The organism is Nonlabens ulvanivorans, assembly GCF_032922765.1.
GTDB lineage: Bacteria > Bacteroidota > Bacteroidia > Flavobacteriales > Flavobacteriaceae > Nonlabens > Nonlabens ulvanivorans.
Map to the genome: position 1 here is coordinate 2,275,396 of NZ_CP136694.1, position 21,596 is coordinate 2,296,991.

General features: G+C 36.1%; 14 protein-coding genes. 2 read left to right on the plus strand and 12 right to left on the minus strand.

Annotated elements, in window-relative coordinates; all coding sequences use genetic code 11:
* The first annotated feature begins 69 nt into the window (after positions 1–69).
* Positions 70–486: a group III truncated hemoglobin gene (locus R1T42_RS10335; protein ID WP_036583946.1), complete on the plus strand. Its 417-nt coding sequence runs from the start codon at positions 70–72 to the stop codon at positions 484–486.
* On the opposite strand, the gene R1T42_RS10340 is transcribed toward R1T42_RS10335, so the two are convergent.
* The 10 genes from R1T42_RS10340 to ruvB all read right to left on the minus strand — a co-directional run bounded on the left by R1T42_RS10340 (position 461) and on the right by ruvB (position 17,962).
* On the minus strand, positions 461–2,575 hold the full coding sequence (locus R1T42_RS10340; protein ID WP_317290278.1) for a hypothetical protein: 2,115 nt from the start codon (positions 2,573–2,575) through the stop codon (positions 461–463). The two genes, R1T42_RS10335 and R1T42_RS10340, sit on opposite strands and share 26 nt — an antisense overlap.
* Before the next feature lie 102 nt (positions 2,576–2,677).
* Positions 2,678–3,496 carry an energy transducer TonB gene (locus R1T42_RS10345; RefSeq protein ID WP_317290279.1) on the minus strand — a complete coding sequence of 273 codons (819 nt, stop codon included), beginning with the start codon at positions 3,494–3,496 and terminating at the stop codon, positions 2,678–2,680.
* Positions 3,497–3,598: 102 nt separating this feature from the next.
* On the minus strand, positions 3,599–4,327 hold the full coding sequence (locus tag R1T42_RS10350) for an energy transducer TonB (RefSeq protein WP_036583938.1): 729 nt from the start codon (positions 4,325–4,327) through the stop codon (positions 3,599–3,601).
* 61 nt (positions 4,328–4,388) lie between these two features.
* A complete protein-coding gene (locus R1T42_RS10355) occupies positions 4,389–4,805 on the minus strand; it encodes a VanZ family protein (protein WP_317290280.1) in 417 nt (138 codons plus the stop codon).
* Positions 4,798–5,178, minus strand: coding sequence for a glycine cleavage system protein GcvH (gene gcvH, locus R1T42_RS10360; RefSeq protein ID WP_036583934.1), 381 nt, complete (start codon positions 5,176–5,178; stop codon positions 4,798–4,800). Before gcvH ends, R1T42_RS10355 begins: the two co-directional genes overlap by 8 nt.
* A 62-nt stretch (positions 5,179–5,240) precedes the next feature.
* Positions 5,241–12,506, minus strand: a complete 7,266-nt coding sequence (sov, locus tag R1T42_RS10365) for a T9SS outer membrane translocon Sov/SprA (protein WP_317290281.1) — start codon at positions 12,504–12,506, stop codon at positions 5,241–5,243.
* Positions 12,507–12,509: 3 nt separating this feature from the next.
* Positions 12,510–13,091: a Holliday junction branch migration protein RuvA gene (gene ruvA / locus R1T42_RS10370; protein WP_036583929.1), complete on the minus strand. Its 582-nt coding sequence runs from the start codon at positions 13,089–13,091 to the stop codon at positions 12,510–12,512.
* 46 nt (positions 13,092–13,137) lie between these two features.
* On the minus strand, positions 13,138–15,462 hold the full coding sequence (locus R1T42_RS10375) for an NADP-dependent malic enzyme (protein ID WP_317290282.1): 2,325 nt from the start codon (positions 15,460–15,462) through the stop codon (positions 13,138–13,140).
* A 113-nt stretch (positions 15,463–15,575) separates the two neighbouring features.
* Positions 15,576–16,934: a cytochrome P450 gene (locus tag R1T42_RS10380; protein ID WP_317290283.1), complete on the minus strand. Its 1,359-nt coding sequence runs from the start codon at positions 16,932–16,934 to the stop codon at positions 15,576–15,578.
* Positions 16,931–17,962, minus strand: coding sequence for a Holliday junction branch migration DNA helicase RuvB (ruvB, locus tag R1T42_RS10385; protein ID WP_317290284.1), 1,032 nt, complete (start codon positions 17,960–17,962; stop codon positions 16,931–16,933). The genes R1T42_RS10380 and ruvB overlap by 4 nt, the downstream gene beginning before the upstream one ends.
* A 150-nt stretch (positions 17,963–18,112) precedes the next feature.
* Here ruvB and R1T42_RS10390 point away from each other — a divergent pair, with 150 nt between their 5' ends.
* A complete protein-coding gene (locus tag R1T42_RS10390) occupies positions 18,113–18,622 on the plus strand; it encodes a peroxiredoxin-like family protein (protein WP_317290285.1) in 510 nt (169 codons plus the stop codon).
* Between the two features lie 59 nt (positions 18,623–18,681).
* Here the strand turns inward: R1T42_RS10390 and R1T42_RS10395 are convergent, their stop codons facing one another.
* Together R1T42_RS10395 and R1T42_RS10400 are read right to left on the minus strand one after the other, a co-directional pair.
* The gene (locus tag R1T42_RS10395) at positions 18,682–20,502 is read right to left on the minus strand and encodes a cytochrome c oxidase subunit I (RefSeq protein WP_006796167.1); all 1,821 of its coding nucleotides are present in this window, start codon (positions 20,500–20,502) and stop codon (positions 18,682–18,684) included.
* 5 nt (positions 20,503–20,507) lie between these two features.
* Positions 20,508–21,584, minus strand: a complete 1,077-nt coding sequence (locus R1T42_RS10400) for a cytochrome c oxidase subunit II (RefSeq protein ID WP_036583907.1) — start codon at positions 21,582–21,584, stop codon at positions 20,508–20,510.
* Between the last annotated feature and the right edge of the window lie 12 nt (positions 21,585–21,596).

Below are 21,596 nucleotides of genomic sequence, written 5' to 3' on the forward strand. Positions count from 1 at the left end.
AAAGCAAAACCATTTTATTAAAGTTACTTTTGAAAGTGTTTATTCACCTTTTTAATCGACCATTGTATCATGACCTCTACATCGCTTCTTAACTCTAGAGAACAAATCGCTTTACTCGTTAACGAGTTCTATAAAAAGGTTCGTAAAAACGAGCATTTAGGCCCCATTTTTAATAGTGTAATCAACGATTGGCCTGCACATCTTAATCACTTGACTGATTTCTGGGACACTAGCTTATTAAGAGCAAAAAGCTATCACGGCAATCCTATTGAAAAGCATCAAGAGGTTGATACTGCAGTTAATCATTCTATTGAGATGGAACACTTTGGAATATGGCTGCAATTGTGGTTTGACACGATTGACAACTATTTCCATGGAGAAATTGCACAACTTGCTAAAAACCGAGCTCGTAACATGTCTACATTTATATTTTTAAAAATCTTTGAGGCTAGAAAATCATCTAGCGATCAAAAGACCAGTTCATAATATCAGTGCGCAGCCCTATATTTAACCATGTCGTATTTTGTTCTTGTACATTTCCAATTTCAAAATGAGGATCAAAATCTCTATAAATAATCTGACCATAAATCCTCAATTGGCTCGCTGGATTAATTAAATAACCAGCTTCTAACTGTGCATACATAAAAGTTACTCTGTTTCCTTGACCTAACTCGTTACCATTATCAGCAATACGATCATCTTCACTACGGTATATGTCGCCACCATAAAAAGCGTTATCAATCCCATCATTAATGTCTAGTCCTCTTTCACCTAAAGTGAACTGAGCATTACCATACCACCTATCTTTAGTATACCTTCCTATGAAAGTAGTTTCATAAAAGTTTGCGCCCCATGGATGTGCTAGTGCTTGATTACTGTTAGCATAGTTAAGGACTACCGTGTTGTGACTGTATGTATAAGGACGTACTCTGTTATATTCTGCCTGTAACATTAGGTCTTTTACTTTAAATGCATTTTGCCATTTAAGACCTAGCTGATATGCACTTTTATTTTGATAACTACCATCACCATTCACTACAGATGCTCCAGAAAACTCATCCAATACTAACTGTGCATAACCTGTAATTCTATCAGTAAATTTATACTTTGCTGTGGCTCCTATTAAAGCATTTCCTCCACGAGAGCCAGTTTGCAGCTCAATGGCTTGATAAAATATAATAGGATTCAAGTAATTGAAATCAAAGCCACGTTGATTATCATCTTGCCACAAAACGCTTTCAAAAAGCCCTATATTGAGCTTTTCTGTAGCATTCCAACTTAAATAATGATGCACCATGAATTTTGTACGGAAAGAATCATCTGCAGTTACCTCAGATCTTACATCTCTTAAAGATGTGTATAAAACCGTGTAATCCAACTTCCAAAACTTAGCATTTACTTTTGCATATGGAAACGGTTGTGAATTATCACTAAGAACTAAAGATCTATAACCATCACCTATAAAATGTTGTCCATGACCTAATTGAAGATCAAAGTACTTACTAGGTTTATAATTGATATAACCAGTAGCTACTGGATAGTCATAAATAGTGTCTCCACCATCTTCTGCAATACCACGTCCAGGCACAATGCCCGGATTCCCACCATCGGGTGCACGACTTTCTATTTCTCTGTTGAAATAGCCAGCAAAACGTCCTTGACTTTCTTGAATACTAGCGCCAAATGTTATTTGTTTACCTATTCCACCACTAACATTAACCAGTCTTGTATTATTAAAAGTATTAATATCATCACCACTATCCTTACCTATTTGCAAGTCAACTCCTGGATCTACTACAAACCAATAATCATCACCAGCCAATTCAAAAAAGTGTTCATTCCACCATTTTTTACCTAGCCACGTAGATTCATCTTTCATTAATGACGCTCTCTCTGCCTCAAGATCAAAGTATTGATCCACATAAGAAAACGTATAAGGTTTAACGGCTGTATGAGCGTTATTCCCTATTCTATTCATAGCTGCTTCATATCTATGATATCGCTGGTTTGATAGTGCTATTAACCCATTAGACTTAAGCTGTTGACCATTATATTGATTTGAAATAATTTGTGGATATTCTTCATTCGCTTTCGCGAAAGCGATACTATCTAAAGCGTTTGAACTTTTTTTGACCACACTATTTTCTTGCTCTTTACCATTAAATACCTGAAAAGAACCATCAGGTGTCATGGGAACTGGCACTCTTAATACAAATTGCATGTATGTAGGGTTACCATTATAAGTAGGCGCTGCAATTACCGGCAGCTTTTCAAAAGAATTTCTCACTGCAGTAGTAAGCTCCGCATAAACTGCATCAAAACGAATGGGAATAAATCTACCTTCACGATTCACTTCAAATCGTAATGTCACTTTCTCACCAGCATTTAATGGAAGTTGCTGAGGATGCTTATAATTTTCATATAAAGAAGAATATAAGTTTTTGTAAAAACAATCCTCTAATTCATTAACAGGCAAATCTTTACACTCTTCAAAATATGGGAATTTTTCCACTGGATTTTGAGCTGTCAAGATTCCTAAACTAAATAAACTGATAATCAGAAATAGATTCTTCATTGTAATCACTGCATTAAGCGGCTAAGATACTTGTTTTATAGGAGTATATAAATAGAAAAAGTCACAGCAAGCTGTGACTTTTTTATAAATAAAAAACTGTTATTATCTATTCATTTTAAATCTTATTGGTAAATGAAAATAAACACTCACCGGATCTCCATTTATTTTACCAGGTGTAATTTTAGGCAATTTACCTATGAGTCGATACGCCTCTTTTTCAAGAATAGCATGTGGCGCTTTAACTTGTACATCTATAGGTAGACCTTTCTCATTAATGGTAAATAAAATGTCAATCTTAACGATTTCACCATCATCTAAATCTAATTCATCGGCAAGACCTTTATTAAATTTACGTTGTACAAACCGTTGCATCTTATCATTAAAACACTTGCGACGATCTACATTATCATCTAATGATTCACAGCCAGGATATAGGGGCATTGAATCGACACCATCCATAGTCGTAGTAATTGAAGTTTTAGGAGCCGGCTTTTTTGTTTTTACTGGTGCACTCTCTATAGGTGAGTCGTCAACTGGTGTATTATCTGATGGTGTATCAACAGGCTCAATAGGTTTTTCTTCTGGAATTGGGTCCGGATCAGGTGTGTCATCTGGAACGACTACTGGTGGTAATTCTTTATTGGGTTTTATAACTACCTCTGGCTTTGGTTTGTTAGGTACGATTCTAAACGTAGGATTAGTCCAGTCTGGATCTGCGATATCTGTATTAGAAACTACGACTCTTTCAGGTTCTACAGTTTGAGTAGTGAGTTCGATCACCACAAAAGCTAACAACAAGGCTGCTATCAGACCTATTTGAAAGTTAATAACTGGATTAACTTTAACGTTGACTTTCTTTTTGTCAAAACGATCTTTCTTAGAAGGTGTTGCAGCACCTTCTTTAAATAAATTAGTTTTCATAATTAATGGTTTTATGTTATTATGAAAACACTTCAAGAAACATACCATAAAAAAAGCCGAACATTAAATGCTCGGCCTTTTAATATGATAAAATGTTTTTCTTTAATCCTGTACTTGGAAAATAATAGGTAATGCATAAACTACAGTTACTGCCTTACCACGCTGCATTCCTGGGGTCATTTTAGGAAGACTGTTAATTACATCTGCCGCTTCTTGTTTCAATCTAGGGTGAGGCGCACGAGATTGAACTCCTACCACATTACCTTTTGAATCAATTTTAAATTGTACAGTAATTTTTTGACGACCTTCTAGACCCAATTCATTTGCAAGACCAGTATCAAATTTGTTATCCACAAATCTTTTGATTTTCTCGTTCATACATTTTTTACGATCTTCATTAGTTTTCATCTTCTCACATCCAGGATAAACTGGTACCGATTCAATGATAGCAAATGGAACTTCAGCGATTTCTTCAACAACACCTACTTCTTCAGCTACCTCTTCAACCTCAACGATCTCTTCTTCTTCGGTCGTTTCAGTATTTTCAATGATAACCTCTTCGATTTCCACTTCGTCTTCAACTACTTGAAGAACTTCAGGTGCTGGTGGCGGTGGCGGTGGTGGCGGTGGTGTATTCAACATCATAGTAATAGGCACTTCTTCTTCTTCAACAAAAGCTTCTGGCTCTACATACTCTTCAATTTCTGTTACTTCTTTTGTTTCATATTCAAGACCTTGCCATGATAATAATAACATAAAGGCAAGTCCCATTAACACGTACAATTTAATGTTAGTACGTAAATCTGATGATTCTGATTTCTTAATTTCCATAGTAGGATAAAATTTGAAGGCTAAAAATAAATAAAAAACCTAAACATGTGAACAGGTTTCTTCATGAATATGTGTTAAATCTTTTAGATAATAACCATATCAATGTAATTGCAAGAATAATGCCAATAGTATTTGCCACTGCATCTATAAAATCCATAGTTCGATTAACAGCAATATACTCTTGTGCAAACTCAACGATAACTCCTATTAAAAATGAAAAAACAGCAGCCGCTATTGCAATAGTCCTAGACCATGCAGTGACCATATCCTTCCATGTAAATTTAAAACGAGATTGTTGTGTTAAGAATCTGCTGTAAAAGAAAAAATACCATAATAATGCCATTATAAAATAAGCACCACCATGGTATAATTTATCTATGTTATTTATATTTACTGAAGGCGCTGGACTATCACTAATTGAAAAATAAATAATCAATCCAGTATAAACTGGCGCTATCCAGTAGAATAATTTAGCCACCTATTAATTCTTTATAAGCTTCTGCAGATAAAAGCGCGTCTAACTGAGAGGCATCAGAGAATGACATTTTAATCATCCATCCATCTCCATAAGGATCAGAATTCACTAGTTCTGGCTCATCTTCTAACTTCTCGTTGAAATCTGTGATCTCACCAGATAATGGTAGAAATAGATCAGAAACTGTTTTCACAGCTTCTACTGTTCCAAAAACTTCTTCTACATCTAGCGTTTCATCTACGGTTTCCACCTCTACATAAACGATGTCACCTAATTCACTTTGTGCAAAGTCAGTAATACCTACAGTGGCAGTATCACCTTCAATACGAATCCACTCGTGATCTTTAGTATATTTTAATTCTGCTGGGATATTCATAATTTTATTTTAATGGTGGTAAATTTAAGATATCTCTCAAAGATATAGGCAATGATTTTTTACTAATTACCAAAGGTATATCTCAATGTAATACCGCTTCTTATTGTAGTTTGTGGAAAAGCAGTAGATATCGCAAATTCTGAGAATGTATGATCATAATAGAATATGGCTGTAAATGCCTGACTCAAATTATAATCTGCAGTAAATTTAAGACCATATATGGTCTGACCAGCGGTAGCCTGACTAGCATCTGTGAAAATTCCATTTTGTAAATTTTCTTCGGTTCCTAGATCTAAATATCTAATGATAGTTACATTATCCCTTACGGAGCCATCTAGTCGCATGTTTAGATCACTTTTAATGATCTGACTGCGTCCACCGACATTAGTTTTAAACTTGAGATCCTTGATACGATAACCTAACCCTAGAATAAATTCGTTACCATTTATTTCAGTCAATAAATTATTATCAAAACTTAAAGAAACGACTCTATCTTTTCTTACCTCTGCTGCAATCGACACAGAGTTTTTCATCTCAAAGTCCAACTTAATTAACGGACTGAACTGCTCTGATAAGTTGATATTGAAAAAGAGATTACGCGACTTAAAATCTCCTGTCTGGTTTAAAGCATCAGGACTTTGATCACTATAGGTTAAATTCCTATTACCAGGAGAGTAATCTAGATTTGTTTGAAATTGATTGATTGTATAACTAGACCTATATCCATGATTTATGGAGAATCTACGGAATCTTTTTCTAAACCATTTAAGGTTCATCAATCCTGTGTATTTAAGCGTCCAATTAGGTAAAGGAATATCCTTAAAAGCACTCGTCTTTTGATCTTTTGCATCTCGACCTTCATATGCAGCTAGGAAAGCCGGCAATAACACATCTTGACTATTCCTGCTAAAACCTTCTGGATAACCATCTTCGTCACGAGAATATGTTGTATTACCATAAAACTGTTCTGCTAGACGCTCAGCGATAACAAGTCTATTATTTCTAAAATTATCGAAATTCTTAGATTCACTAATGGTGCTTTTATTAAAGGCAGTACCTATCATGTTTGTAGTAATACTATAATTACCAAAAGTGTTAGGTGTCAATGATTGATAAGTTAAGTTCTCTGGATCTACACGATAATTCTCAGTATAGGTTTCTTGATACGCTCTATTTCCAACCAAATCAATTTTTAAATCTTTCAATAAATCAACGTTGACATTAATATCTAATTGACGGCTTTCAACCTCGCTGTATTGTTGATTAAAATCTTGAAATAAAGTTAACCATCCTTTTCTAGCAGCAATATCTCTAATCTCTGCTTGAGACCCAAATGTAAATCCAGTTGTTGGCTTTAAAGTACCTATAAATCCAATAGCTGGTGTGTAACCTGGTAAAAATATACCATTGTTTTCTTGGTAGTTAATTTGCGCTCTTTTTACAGAGGTAGCAATACCGATTAATGTGTTGTAAGCCTTATTACCAAAATTTTTCTTCGGCGTTTTATCTTTTTCATCCTGTGCATTTGCTGCACCTGGCGTTGATGGTCTTGCGTTTCTAGACCTTGTATTATTACGGCTACGAGCCCTATTAGCAACAGGACCAAATTTGACTTTTTCAAGCCCTACATATTTGTATAATTTATCTAAATCTAGCGTTGTGTTTATACGGTGTGTGTTTGCATTTTGAACTGTGTTTCCTAAATCAGGAATCCCATCTAGCTGCGCAAATTGTTGTGAGTTACGTTGCCAGTTGAAGTCTGCGGTGTAAGTGTAGCTCGCTTTCGCGAAAGCGAGAAACGGAAACTTATCTAGTGGCAATTTATAGGTTGCTTGAAGTTGCTGTGAGTGTGAGTTAGGAATACCTTCATCTAAAAAGTCTGTCCATATCCCATAACTTTCATCGATCGAATCATCATCATTAATGTAACTGCGTATAACGCGATCATTATTTGCAGATAAATTGAATTGTAAAGATTTTGTAATATCCCAATTGATGGCATATTGATGATTCATGGTATAATTGCGATTAGACAATGGATCTATAGTAATATTTTGAGCATCAGGAATCCCATCACCATCAGTATCTACTGGGTTGGTATCCAGTTGAAGGTCTCTAAACTTCTGTGTATTGTATTGTCTTAAAATATTACCGCTGGCAGCAAAACTATTAGGTAATAGATTTACATTAAAATCTTTCAAGAATTTTAAATAACTATTATCGCCTACTAACTTTTTAAACGGCTCTACTTCTGCTTTAGGAAACGCATAATTATATGTTGTTCCTACATTAACGGATTGATCCTGAAATTTCTCAATTTCAAAATTGCGTTGATCTGTCTGGTTATAAGAACCTGAAAAGGTGAAATTCTCGATATCATAAGGCATAGGCTTTGAATCTCCAGTGCGTTCTTTACGGACACCTATAAGGTTTACACTTTGACGCATGGTATAATCTTCAGATTGTTCCCTAATGATATCGCGCTCTGCATCACTATTAGCGTTATCTAGCCTTGTCTCCAATTCGATATCTTCAAATTGTGGATCAAATTGTGGCGTTATAGTTTCTTCTCCTATACTATAAGAGAATGGCAATTTAACACCCCATTTTTCTGGAAGTAACTGACCTAAATTAAGATTAGTAGTGACATCATATTGAGTTACATTTTCTCGATCTCTCTCATTAGGACCTTGTTCAATAGCTCCAAAGCCGATAGTACTTCTCCTACCTGTAGCACTTACGCTTGCAAAATCTGCAATATTTGCATCCATGTTCATCACTGCTGCATATCCACCTTGGTTCTTTAAACCTGATAAACGCATTTCATTAAACCAGACTTCACCACAAATATCATTTGTACTAGCATTGCGTACACCGATCATCATTGCTCTTACATCCCCAAAGTTAGGATTCCCTTTTATACCGTATTTATGTTGATTAAGGTTTGCTGCAGTTGCGTCAGTAAGAGTCGACTCATCAAAGAAGTTTACTTCAGAAATATTTAATGAAGGGTTACTTAAAACACGTGCTTTAATCTCTTGAAGCAAAGAAAGGTCAATATTAAACTCATTTGCTTCTGGCCAAATCTCTTCTCTTACAGTAGTGCCAAAGGCAGTAGGTTTTAACGGCAACCTTATTTCATAATAGTTATCTGTATAATCAATACCTATTCTAATAAACGCCTCTAATTCATCGTCACCTATAGCTACCTCGTTTACTAATGATTCTGCATGGACAAACATGCGCAAGTTTTCATACTGTCGCATATCGATTCTTATATTCTTGAATACAGAACGTCCATCCTCTGATTCTAAACCACAAACTCTTAAGGCAAGAGATTGCTCGTTTTGTCTGATATTTTGATTTTGAGTTCTTAATTCTTCACGCTCAACTCCAGGTGGCAGTCTATATGGAATCGGTTGACGTGATTCATTATTTTCGATATTAACTCCTTCGACTTCAAACACAGTTCCGTCATCACTAGGATCATCTAGATCCTCTTCTAATGTTGCAGTATAACGACGATAATCACCACGTACTAAATCCATGGAACCAAAACGTAGTAAGGTTTCTTGATTAAAATCAGTTAAGTACATTCTCATAAAACGTATAGCTCTGAAATCATTAATACCACCTATAACTTCTCGGTTAGGATCACTTAAAGGAACTCTAAATTGAACCCAACGTGTATCTATAGTATTTCCATTAGGTAAAGTAGTCTGAACCTCTTTGGTATCGAATATATACTCATTAGTAGCAACAGTCATTCTAGTTGGGTCAACCGGTATATCATATTCAAAATAACTATCTATAGTATTCATAGTGTTATCTCTGTTAATATCCTCTACATCTGGTAATGTCGTTGCTCCACGATCGTCTTGGGTTACTTCTGTAGGCGAGTTACCTTGTGTATTATTATATCTTCTATATCGTGTGACGATATCTCCACTTGTTGCTAGAAAGTACTCATAATTATCACGAGCAGGATCATCAGGTCCAAATGCTCCAAATTGTGTATTCTCTTCAATATCATTTAATCCATCAAGACCTATATCTTGATTAGTTCGTTGCGCTCCATCAGTATCAAAAGCATAAACTAAGGATTGATTCACTGGCACCTTACCATAATCTGTTGCATTTGTAAGTGTGGTGCTACCGTCATCAGGCAAACCATTTTCATATTGCTTGCGATTATCCTTTAGAATATCCTCACTTATACTACCTAGGTTAATCGATATAGTTCCTCCAGCGTTTGTAGGATCATAAACAAAAGGATCCATCACCCAAAATTGAATATACTCAACGTTAGTCTGTTCAAAATCCGTACTAGAGAATTGTCTCATAATACCTGCCCAGTTGTCTTCTGGATTAGGTAAAATATTACTTCCTGCCGCTGCAGGATTATAGTTATAAGGACCACGTTGAGACGGAAGATAATTTAAATCTAGTGTATTTATAACTTGCTGTTGCCCTTGCTGTAAATCAACATTAGGAAATAGTTCTTCTATAAAAACACGACGTGTTCTAGGGTCAGAGATATCATCATCTGTAATATCTGCTGGTCGTTGTGTTCCATAAAATATAGGGTCAATTGTATACCATGACAATTGTGCTCTAGAAAAATTATAAGCTAGCGCATTTGATGTAGAACCTGACCCTTCAAACGCTTGAGGAACACTGGCTAATGACCATGCAAAAGGCGATAAAATATCTATTGAAGTTTGAGAACCTTCAAAATCATCTACATAGGCTGATGCTTGTCCTTCAAAATCATCACCTGCTGGTGATCCCGGAAAAAGATAAGCTAATTCACCTCGTAGAGATATACTGGACTCCACATCAGTATCGATATTAGGTAATTTGTTAACCATTCTAGTTAAGAACGGCACTTGAGTGTTGTATATAAAATTAGCGCCTACAATGGTATTATTAATAGGTTCAAATCCATAAGTAGATTTTTGAGTTATAGGTCGCTCTTTTAAATTTAAAAAAGTTCCACCTAGAATAAAGTCTTCACTAAACCTATGCTCTACGTTGATACCGGTAAATCGTTTGGTTTGCTGATTAAATACAGAATTATTTTCTGTAGAAACTTGTATTGGTGTGTTTGAATTCAACAACGCTTGATCTAGTATAATCACACGACCACCTTGATAATCGACAGAGTAATCGATTCCTTCTTGTAATGTTCTACCACCAGCGGTTACCGTTACAGAACCTCGAGGCACATTAAAAGCACCGATAGGGATTCCTTCTCTACCAGTTGCTTTATATTGTCCTTTAATTAAATACTTATTCTTATCTGCAGTTTGCAGTGCTTGCGCTTTTGTGGTGACGTACATGTCACGATAAACATACTTTGCTTGGTTTGCATTATATGAAGTAGGTTGATCATAATCTTCTAATCCTGTTCCTGGAGTATTATCCAACTTATTAAACAGGTAATTACCAAATGGTTCTACCGTTGTAAAAATAATACGCCCATTTTCTTGATCAATAGTCAGTCCTGGTATAAAATCAAAGAAACCATCACCATCTGGTTGCGGATCACCTTGCTGATTCAATCGGTCTAAATTAAATACCTTAATTAAAGTCGTTTGATCAACATCTACTGGCAACGGTTCTGCAACTGGATTTGCAAGTGTAGGCGCTGCAGGTGTTATATAATTCAACTCTGGTGGGAACTGATAAAAGATATTCATTCTGAAATCTTCTTGAGACAATTGAGAACCGCCCAAATTATAGATGTTCTTCATCATTAAATCCCAAATAGGCTCACTGACATTCGTTAAATTACTCTTCAATAATTTAACAACTAGGTTCTGATTATTCACTGCAATTTGAGTCGGGTCAGTAGAGTCTATAACATCCGTTGCTACCACACCATCATTTGCAAACTCACCTACTTGATAAACCTTTCCTCCAGCAGTATATTGAAATGCCACTGCCAGAACTTCATCATTATTTAATCGTTGTCTTAAAGATATATAACCTAGTTGGGTATTTAAGGTATATTCATTTTCTGTAAGCTTTCTTGCATTCTCTAGAGTTACATAATCAAATCCCTCATTAACTTGAGCACCGCCAAAACCAGATTGTACTGTCGAGATATCTCTAATCGCATCTGTTAAAATGGACTGCGCTGCTCCATTTATTCCTCGAGGATTGAAGTCATTATTTTCGTTTGACGGAAAACTACCAGCCGCTGCATTTATAAAACCACCAGGTATAGTACCCAATCCAATATTAGCAGGATCAGATTCACCTATATCCTGAATAGCTACTAGATTTCTAACATCTTGTGTTCGATTACCACGGTTTGTAATCCAAACTTCGGCTCTAGTGATTTGAATATTTGTATTGATGAAAGGGTAATTAGCTAACGTTTCATCATAGTTATCACGAAAGTAATGGGACAGGAAATAATGTCTATTCTCATCATAATCTAATGAGAAAAAGTCAAAATCATTAACAGACGCACCACCTGCGGCTTGCACTGTTCTAGATTCTGATTGCTGTTCTGAAAACACACCTGTTATCCTGGTTTTACCAAACTGCAATTCAGCCTTAACACCGAACAGACTCTGAGCACCACGTATTAATGTGGAGTTTAAAGGCATACTAATATTACCGACTTCAATACTTTGTAATATGTCGTCTTCTGTAGGTGTATAATCTAGCTTGATCTGATTTTGAAAGTTAAAAGTGCTTTGTGTATCATAGTTAGCGTTCACATTTAAACGCGTCCCTACTTTCCCAACTAAACTAAGATTGATACGTTGATTAAAATCAAAAGTAGCATTGGATCTATTACGTGGTGAAAAACTAGGATTGTCTGATTTATTAAACAACATCCCTAAGTCAACTTCTACAGATCCTTGCGGTACTACCGATATCTCAGTACCACCAAAAATACTTTCAAACAAGTCTGAATCGACGTAAAAATTAGGTAATAGGTTCTTTTGCTTTTCTTTATCTGCTTCTGTTTTACCAGCAATAGCAGCCGCTTTATCTTTAAAATACTGGGTCATGCGTTCTTTCATCACACGATCTAGATATTGATCACGCGTTAACATGAAAGGGTATCCTATTTGAAAACCATTGAATTCACTCTTATAGATATATCGATCTAAGTCCGGATCATAAGTGTAAAGAGTAACAATGCTAGGCGGATCTGGCAAATCAATATCTCCTATAATCACACCAGTCTTAGTACTGTCTTGTGCGGTCGTAGATGGTGTTTGTTGCGCTTTCGCGAAAGCGAATATCAAAAAACATCCAATGAATGCTACATACTTATTGAAAAGTTGAAGAGAACTATATTTCAAATCTTACAGCTGTTTTAAAGCGCCTTTTATTAATTTTTCTACTGTGGCGTCTGGCTCGCTAGCCAATATTTTATCCACCACTTTTTGCGCTTGCTTACGTAAATAACCTAGCGTTTCTAGTGCAGATAACGCTTCATCGCGTCCAGTATTGCTCGAATGAAGAGAAATATCTTCTCCTTCTAATACTTGTAATATTTTATCTTTTAAATCTAGTATGACACGCTGTGCTCCTTTTGCCCCTATTCCCTTAACACTCTGTATAGTACGCACATCACCAGAAGCGATGGCTTGCGCAATCTGTCGCGGTTCTAGACTAGAAAGCATTGTACGTGCTGTACTTGCACCTATACCAGATACCGAAAGTAAAAGCTTGAAAACCTCACGCTCTGACTTTTCCATAAAGCCAAAAAGACGTTGAGAATCTTCTCTCACTTGCATAAAAGTGAATAATTTAATTAATTCACCATCTGGAATTAACGAATATGTATGCAGCGATATCTCAACAAAGTATCCTACACCACCGCAGTCTATGACTACATCTGTAAGATTTTTTTCCACCAGCTTTCCTTGCAACTGCGCTATCATTCCTTAATTTTAAGTTAAAGCATCAAATGTAATAAAATTAAGGGTACTAAAACACACCTTGATTTGTGCTATTTCTAGTGATTTGTTCTCTCTTTTGTTCGTGCTTTTCCTTTTGCTGTGCATCAATCACAGCTACTGCTGCCATATTCACAATTTCATCAACACTTGCATTAAGCTGTAAGATATGAACTGGCTTTTGCATTCCCATCATTATAGGACCTATCGAGTCTGTATTATAAAGCTCTTTAATCAACTTATAAGTCGAGTTTGCACTTTCTAGATTAGGGAAAACAAGTGTATTTATTTTTTTACCAGCCAGCTTAGAAAACGGAAACTTCTTTTTAAGCAGCTCTGGATTCAAAGCAAAATCTGCCTGAATCTCTCCATCCACGGTTATATCTGGATAATATCTATGAAGATAATTTACCGCTTCAGTCACTTTACGAGCATGAGGATGATCTGAAGAACCAAAGTTTGCATAGCTTATCATAGCTACCGCAGGATCTATTCCAAACATACGCGCTGTACGAGCTGTCATTTGAGCAATTTTTGCAAGCTCTGTAGCATCTGGATTGATATTAATAGAAGTGTCTGAGATAAACATAGGTCCACGTTCTGTAACCATCAAGTTAGTTGTAGCAACTTTTTGAACACCAGGAGATTTTCCTATAATTTCCATCATAGGTTTTACAGATATAGGAAACGATTGTGCAACACCAGTAATTACAGCATCTGCATCACCTAATTTTACCATCATCGCGGCAAAATAGTTGCGCTGTCTCATCAACTTTCCAGCATCAAATTCTGTGACACCTTTGCGAGAGCGCATTTGCCATAATTCATTTGCATAGCGATCTTTACGTGGCTTTTCTTCATCAGATTTAGGATCTATAATCAGAATATTATCATCCCAATCGATTTCTGTCATTAACTCTTCAATCACATCACGTCTACCTAGTAATATCGGAATTGCTATTCCGTCCTCATGTACTATTTGCGCTGCTTTTACAACATCTAGATTGTCAGCCTCAGCAAAAACGATACGCTTAGGATTAGTACGCGCACGGTTTAATATTAAACGGATAAGCTTATTATCTGATCCCATTCTCGATAATAACTGATCTTCATACTTATCCCAGTCTTGTATAGGCTCCATAGCTACACCACTTTCCATAGCCGCTCTCGCCACCGCTGGTGGAATAGTAGAAATCAATCGTGGATCAAAAGGCTTAGGAATTATATATTCTCTACCAAAGTTGAGCTTTGTCTCACCATAAGCAATGTTAACTTGCTCTGGTACTGGTTCTTTTGCTAGCTGTGCAATGGCATGACAAGCAGCTAACTTCATCTCTTCATTAATCTTAGAAGCGCGTACATCTAATGCACCTCTGAAAATAAATGGAAAACCTAAAACGTTATTTACTTGATTAGGATGATCGCTACGACCTGTTGCCATTATTAAATCTTCGCGAGTAGCTATCGCTGTATCATATTCAATCTCTGGATTCGGATTTGCCATTGCAAACACGATAGGATTTTCATTCATATCCAGCAACATGGCTGGCGACACAATATTACCTACAGATAATCCTAGAAAAACATCTGCTCCTTTAAATGCATCTACTAACGTAATGGGATCCATATCTCTAGCAAACTCCATTTGTTCAGGACCTAAATCTGTTCGAGAGGTTGTAATCAACCCATCTACATCAAACATGAGGATATTCTCTTTACGAGCACCTAGTTTTGCATACAGATTTGTACAAGAGATTGCGGCACTACCAGCACCACTAATAACAATTTTTACATCTTCAATTTTCTTGTTAGCAATCTCTAGAGCATTCAATAATGCAGCACTAGATATAATAGCTGTACCATGTTGATCATCGTGCATTACTGGAATATCCAGTTCCTCTTTTAATCTCTTTTCGATTTCAAAAGCCTCTGGCGCTTTAATGTCTTCCAGATTAATACCTCCGAAAGTAGGCGCAATGTTTTTTACCGTTTGAATAAACTCTTCAACATTTTTAGTATCGATCTCAATGTCAAAACAGTCTATGTCTGCAAAAATCTTAAAAAGAAGACCTTTACCTTCCATAACTGGTTTAGAAGCCTCTGGACCTATATCTCCTAGACCTAGAACTGCCGTACCATTAGTTATAACAGCTACTAGGTTCCCTTTTGTAGTGTATTTATAAACATTTGCTTTATCCTTTGCTATTTCAAGACATGGCTCTGCTACGCCTGGACTGTAGGCCAGTGAGAGATCCCTTTGGCTACTATACTTCTTAGTAGGAACTACTTTTATTTTACCTGGTGTAGGCTTTGCGTGGTACACAAGTGCTTCACGTCTCTTGCTATCTTTACTCATAAATAACTGGGTTATTTTTAGTCCAAAAACAAAAATAGACTATAATGTTCACATGGTATTTTTGTAGTCGTGAAAATTGTGTGAATTGTGCTCAAGTTAAAGCCAGTAATATATTAAGAGCTAAAAACTTTTTCACTAAAAACCAAATTTGCATTCTTAGGCTTCAAGGTAATTAATGGATGGTAATCGATATGATCTTGAACGGTTGTAATCTCAAAACGCTCTACCATTCTTCTAATTACTAACATCATTTCCATCATGGCAAAGTTGTTCCCGACACACATGCGTGGTCCTGCACCAAACGGAAAATAGAAATCTCTATACTTTTTTGCCTTTTCTGGTTCAAATCTACTTGGATCAAAAGCTTCTGGATTTCCCCATAAGTCTTTACGTCGATGCATTTCATAAAAAGAAACCAACCAAATACTTTCTTTTTCTATTGCAATATCCTCACATTCATCTACCTCTAGCGCTACACGATCCGTTACATAAGCTGGTGGATACAATCTTAGCGTTTCTTCCACGCATTGCTTGAGATATGGCATGGCCATCAATTGGTTCATTAGTGTTTCGTCAAGATTGGCTTTTGAAACATCTTCTCTAGCCTTTTCTATTGTTTCTGGATGATTTGCTAGTAATTGCGCTGCAAAGCTTAAAGCGTTTGCCGTGGTTTCATGTCCAGCAATAAATAATACTAGAATCTCATCTACTAGTTGATCATCATCCATGTGACTTCCATCCTCATAAGTACTATGAAGTAACATATCCAGTAAATCACCAGGTTCATTTTTACTATCACGACGGTTATTTATAATAATACGCAGTATATCTCTCGCTTCATCGACCATTGCCAATGCATGAGGAACACTATTTGTTCCAGATAGCCACTCTCTATCAAAGTACCACTTCATCCATGGGATACGCAGTTCTTTAATCAACATCTTTTGAGCTTGCTCTGTAATTTCTTGAAGTCTAGAAATCTTTTGTTCTAAGTTCTCTATGTCAGCAAAATCAAATAAACTTCTTGCCACAACCTTAAAAGCAAGATCATTAAAAATGGCATAAACATCTGTAATCTCATCTAGTTGAATGCGATCGAGCTCTTCTTTAACTACCACATCCATAGTAGCCATAAAGTTATTAATAGACTTTTTATAAAATGCTGGCTGGATCAATTTTCTGTTTGCTCTCCACTTTTCACCATTTTCCGTCAATAACCCTTGACCTATATACTTTCCTAAATCCTCTGTCTGTAAAGATGATTTATGATAATTCTTTTGATTCTTTTGGAGAATGTGCTGTGTGATTTTCTCATCACAGGTAAAGTGAATCATAAGTCCCGGCTTAGGACTTATCTTAAAGGTATTCCCATACTTCTCAAAATTCTCTCTGTGGAATGGTAATGGATCTTTGTAAATCTGTCTGGATTTAGCTAAAAAAGTAAGTGCTGGAACCTGAGCTATTTCTTTCATTGATTGTCAAATAAGCCTCCTAATTCATTTCCTTTAATCTTACCTAAATGTTTATAAGCTAGCTCAGTCACCTCACGCCCACGAGGTGTGCGCATAATAAAGCCTTGTTGAATTAAAAATGGCTCGTACACTTCTTCTATAGTTTCTGCACTTTCAGACACAGCAGTTGCAATAGTTGTTAGCCCTACCGGTCCACCTTTGAACTTATCGATAATGGTTAGTAAGATTTTATTATCCATCTCATCAAGACCATTTGCATCCACATTTAAGGCTTTTAATGAATATTTAGCGATTTTAAGATCAATACTACCATTACCCTTAATTTGTGCAAAATCACGCACTCTACGCAGCAATGCATTAGCGATACGAGGCGTCCCACGACTACGACCAGCAATTTCTATTGCAGCATCTTCATCAATAGGCACTTTTAAAATTTCTGCACTACGAGTGACAATAGTAGAAAGTAATTCTGTTGAATAATATTGTAATCTAGATTGAATCCCAAAACGGGCACGCATGGGTGCTGTAAGTAAACCGGATCTTGTAGTCGCACCTATTAAAGTGAAAGGTGCAAGATTTATTTGAACTGTCCTAGCATTAGGACCAGTCTCAATCATGATATCAATCTTATAATCCTCCATAGCACTATATAAGTACTCTTCAACAATCGGACTTAATCGATGTATCTCGTCTATAAATAGCACATCACGCTCGTCAAGATTAGTAAGTAATCCAGCAAGATCACCAGGCTTATCCAACACAGGTCCAGAAGTCACTTTAATACCAACACCTAATTCATTTGCAAGAATATGGGCTAGCGTTGTTTTACCCAATCCTGGTGGTCCATGAAACAAAGCATGATCGAGTGCATCATCACGCTGATTTGCAGCTTCAACAAAAATTTTGAGATTTTCGAGCACCTGATCTTGACCAGCAAAATCATCAAAACTTAAAGGTCTTAATGCTCTTTCAACATCATTTTCTTCATGAGAGAAATGACTTCCAGTGGGATCTAAATGTTCGTTCATGTATCAAAGATAATGTTCAATCCGCTGCTTTGATAATATAGAGATGAATTTATTACGCTTTCGCGAAAGCGTAATAACAAAAGCTTAACTCAATTTAATAATAACTTATGACCTTGCCTAAAACATCGTTTGTATCTTAAAAGAAAAAAAATGAAACCAAAACAGCATACCCCAAAATTAAAAGTGACTTTGATAGACGACCAAACTAAATGGTCTCTAGAAAGTCAAAAGCCGAATAAATACACCTTGATCGTATTTTATCGTGGATATCACTGTCCCGTATGTAAAAAGCAACTGGAAACTGTAACCGATCACTTGCCAGACTTTAAAGAAAGAGGTATTGATGTGATAGCCATAAGCATGGACAGTAAGGAAAGAGCAGAAAAATCATCGAATGATTGGAATATAGACGGATTGACCATAGGGTATGATTTACCAGTAGAAACTGCAAAAGAATGGGGGCTTTACTTATCAAAAGCGATTAGTGACAAAGAACCCGACTTGTTTTCAGAACCTGCTATATTTTTAATCAAGCCTGACAAGACTTTATTCTTTGCATCGATTCAAACAATGCCATTTGCAAGACCTAAAATAGCTGACCTTATCAAATCCATTGATTTTGTAGAAGACAAACACTATCCTGCAAGAGGTGAAGCTTAAAACTTATTTATAAAAAAAGCCGCTAAATAGCGGCTTTTTTTTATGTGACAGAATCATAATTAATGATTCATTTCTTCTTCCCCATCTTGCAAAGGAATATGTTGTGGAGTGTAATCCTGTCCTGGTATTACATACTCACCATTATCATTCACTTTTGAGTAATCATATGCCCAACGATGAACATGAGGAATAGGTCCATCCCAGTTACCGTGGATATGCTTATCTCCTGTAGTCCATTCCAAAGTATTAGATTTCCATGGATTTGCTGGCGCTTTCTTACCATAAAAGATAGACTTAACAAAATTGTAAACAAATATCAATTGTGCAAGTGCAGTTGCAATAGCAAAATATGTAATCAATTGATTAGTGTCAGCAAGGTCATCAAAATAAGGGAAGTTAGTATTTGTATAATAACGACGAGGTAAACCAGCCATACCTATAAAGTGCATCGGGAAGAAAACACCATAAGCACCAATCGCTGTCAACCAGAAATGTGCGTAACCAAGATTTTTATTCATCATCTTGTTAAACATCTTTGGGAACCAGTGATAAACTCCTGCAAACAATCCATAAAGCGCAGAGATACCCATTACTAAGTGAAAGTGAGCTACAACAAAGTAAGTGTCATGCACATTTATATCCAGCGTACTATCACCTAAAATGATACCTGTTAATCCACCAGTAATAAATGTAGAAACAAGACCTATAGAAAACAACATTGCCGGATTGAGCTGCAAATTACCTTTCCATAACGTGGTTATATAATTAAATGCTTTTACTGCAGATGGAATCGCAATTAATAAAGTTGTAAATGTAAATACTGAACCTAAGAAAGGATTCATTCCAGATACGAACATATGGTGACCCCAAACAATTGTTGACAAGAACGCAATCGCTAAAATAGACGCTACCATTGCTCTATAACCAAAAATTGGCTTACGCGAATTAGTCGCGATAATCTCAGATGTAATACCTAAAGCAGGTAATAATACAATGTAAACTTCCGGGTGACCAAGAAACCAAAAAAGGTGCTCAAATAAAACTGGAGAACCTCCTTGATGTGCTAATACTTCACCTTTGATATAAATATCGGACAGGAAGAATGAAGTTCCGAAACTCCTATCCATGATCAACAATAAAGCCGCTGCAAATAATACTGGGAACGAAACGACACCAATGATAGCAGTTACAAAAAATGCCCAGATTGTCAATGGAAGTCTAGTCATAGACATACCTTTTGTACGCATATTTATAACAGTTACAACGTAATTTAATGACCCTAACAAAGAAGAAGCAATAAATATAGCCATAGAAACTAACCATAATGTCATACCCATACCTGAACCAGGCATCGCCTTAGCTACAGCACTTAATGGAGGATAAATAGTCCAACCAGCTGCGGCAGGTCCTAATTCAACAAATAAAGAACTAATCATTATTGCAGAAGAAAGGAAAAACAACCAATAAGAAACCATATTTAAGAAACCAGAAGCCATATCACGAGCTCCAATTTGTAAAGGAATCAAAAAGTTAGAGAAAGTTCCACTTAAACCAGCTGTTAAAACGAAGAATACCATTATGGTACCATGAATGGTAACTAATGCTAAGTAAATATTAGGATCCATTACACCACCTGGTGCCCACTTACCTAATAGCGCTTCAAAAATAACATTTGGTTGCTCTGGATTTGCAATCTGCATTCTCATTAGTACAGACATTAAGATACCTATAGCACCCATAATAAGTCCCGTAATAAGATATTGCTTAGCAATCATCTTATGATCTGTTGAGAAAATGTATTTTGTTACAAATGTTTCTTTGTGATGGTGATGACCATCATCATGTCCATGCTCTGTTGCTGCTGCAATCACTTGTCCCATATATCTTAGTTTTCAGCGTTAGCTAAAGTTGTTTCAAAAGTTGTTTGTGTTTCTAACCACTTATTGTAGTCTTCCTCAGATTCAACTACTATCTTCATTTGCATATTATAATGTGACGCACCACATATTTTATTACACAATAAATAGTATTCAAATTCATAAGGATCCAAAGCTACATCACCTGCAGCCTCTAATTCTTTACTTTTTTGTCGTCTAATTTCGTTAATCTTACGAACTTTTTCAGTCATAAATTCAGTTGACTTATAATCCTCAGAAGTTACAGTAGGCGTAAAGCTAAATTTAGTCACCATACCTGGTACAACATTCATCTGAGCTCTAAAGTGAGGCATGTAAGCAGAGTGTAAAACGTCCTGACTACGGAAATTAAAGACTACTGGTCTGTTAACCGGCAAATGTAATTCTGTAGCTACCATATCATCTTTACCGTCAGCATCTGTAGGATCAATACCTAAAATATTAGCTCCCTCAATAAATCGCACGTTAGCATCTCCTAAAGTATTATCAGCGCCACTATATCTAACTTTCCAGCCAAATTGATAAGCATATACCTCCACTACTAACGGATCCTCATGTTTATCTACGTCCATAATATCATTCCAAGAGAATAGTCCCCACAAAATAAGACCAGCTAAAACAACCACAGGAATTGCAGTCCATATAAATTCCAATCGATCATTATCAGCATAGAATAAAGCTTTTTGACCTTTTCTACCGCGATATTTATAACTAAACCAGTGTAATAATGCTTGAGTTAAAAATTGAACGATCATGATAACCACTGTCGTCAATAATAACAATGAATCATATTCTGCCCCATGAGCAGATGCAGCATCTGGTAAGAAATAATCTTGATAGCCTATAAAACAAGCAATCATCATTACATACATCGCGATAACGAAGTAAAGCATGTATTTACCTTGACGATTATTATCGGCGTCATTTGCGATTTCACCATCAGCACCATTTGCTTCTGGAGATTTTCCTAGCTGAACAATTTTTGAAATTTGCCATAAAGCAATAACAAACAAAGCAGCAATTAATATGATAAGAAATGCAGTCATTTCAGTGTTTTT

Bases quoted from the DNA above. Each gene is read 5' to 3' on its own strand.
- R1T42_RS10335 (WP_036583946.1), top strand. From the start codon at position 70: ATGACCTCTACATCGCTTCTTAACTCTAGAGAACAAATCGCTTTACTC.
- R1T42_RS10340 (WP_317290278.1), bottom strand. From the start codon at position 2,575: ATGAAGAATCTATTTCTGATTATCAGTTTATTTAGTTTAGGAATCTTG.
- R1T42_RS10345 (WP_317290279.1), bottom strand. From the start codon at position 3,496: ATGAAAACTAATTTATTTAAAGAAGGTGCTGCAACACCTTCTAAGAAA.
- R1T42_RS10350 (WP_036583938.1), bottom strand. From the start codon at position 4,327: ATGGAAATTAAGAAATCAGAATCATCAGATTTACGTACTAACATTAAA.
- gcvH (WP_036583934.1), bottom strand. From the start codon at position 5,178: ATGAATATCCCAGCAGAATTAAAATATACTAAAGATCACGAGTGGATT.
- ruvA (WP_036583929.1), bottom strand. From the start codon at position 13,091: ATGATAGCGCAGTTGCAAGGAAAGCTGGTGGAAAAAAATCTTACAGAT.
- R1T42_RS10375 (WP_317290282.1), bottom strand. From the start codon at position 15,462: ATGAGTAAAGATAGCAAGAGACGTGAAGCACTTGTGTACCACGCAAAG.
- R1T42_RS10380 (WP_317290283.1), bottom strand. From the start codon at position 16,934: ATGAAAGAAATAGCTCAGGTTCCAGCACTTACTTTTTTAGCTAAATCC.
- ruvB (WP_317290284.1), bottom strand. From the start codon at position 17,962: ATGAACGAACATTTAGATCCCACTGGAAGTCATTTCTCTCATGAAGAA.
- R1T42_RS10390 (WP_317290285.1), top strand. From the start codon at position 18,113: ATGAAACCAAAACAGCATACCCCAAAATTAAAAGTGACTTTGATAGAC.
- R1T42_RS10395 (WP_006796167.1), bottom strand. From the start codon at position 20,502: ATGGGACAAGTGATTGCAGCAGCAACAGAGCATGGACATGATGATGGT.
- R1T42_RS10400 (WP_036583907.1), bottom strand. From the start codon at position 21,584: ATGACTGCATTTCTTATCATATTAATTGCTGCTTTGTTTGTTATTGCT.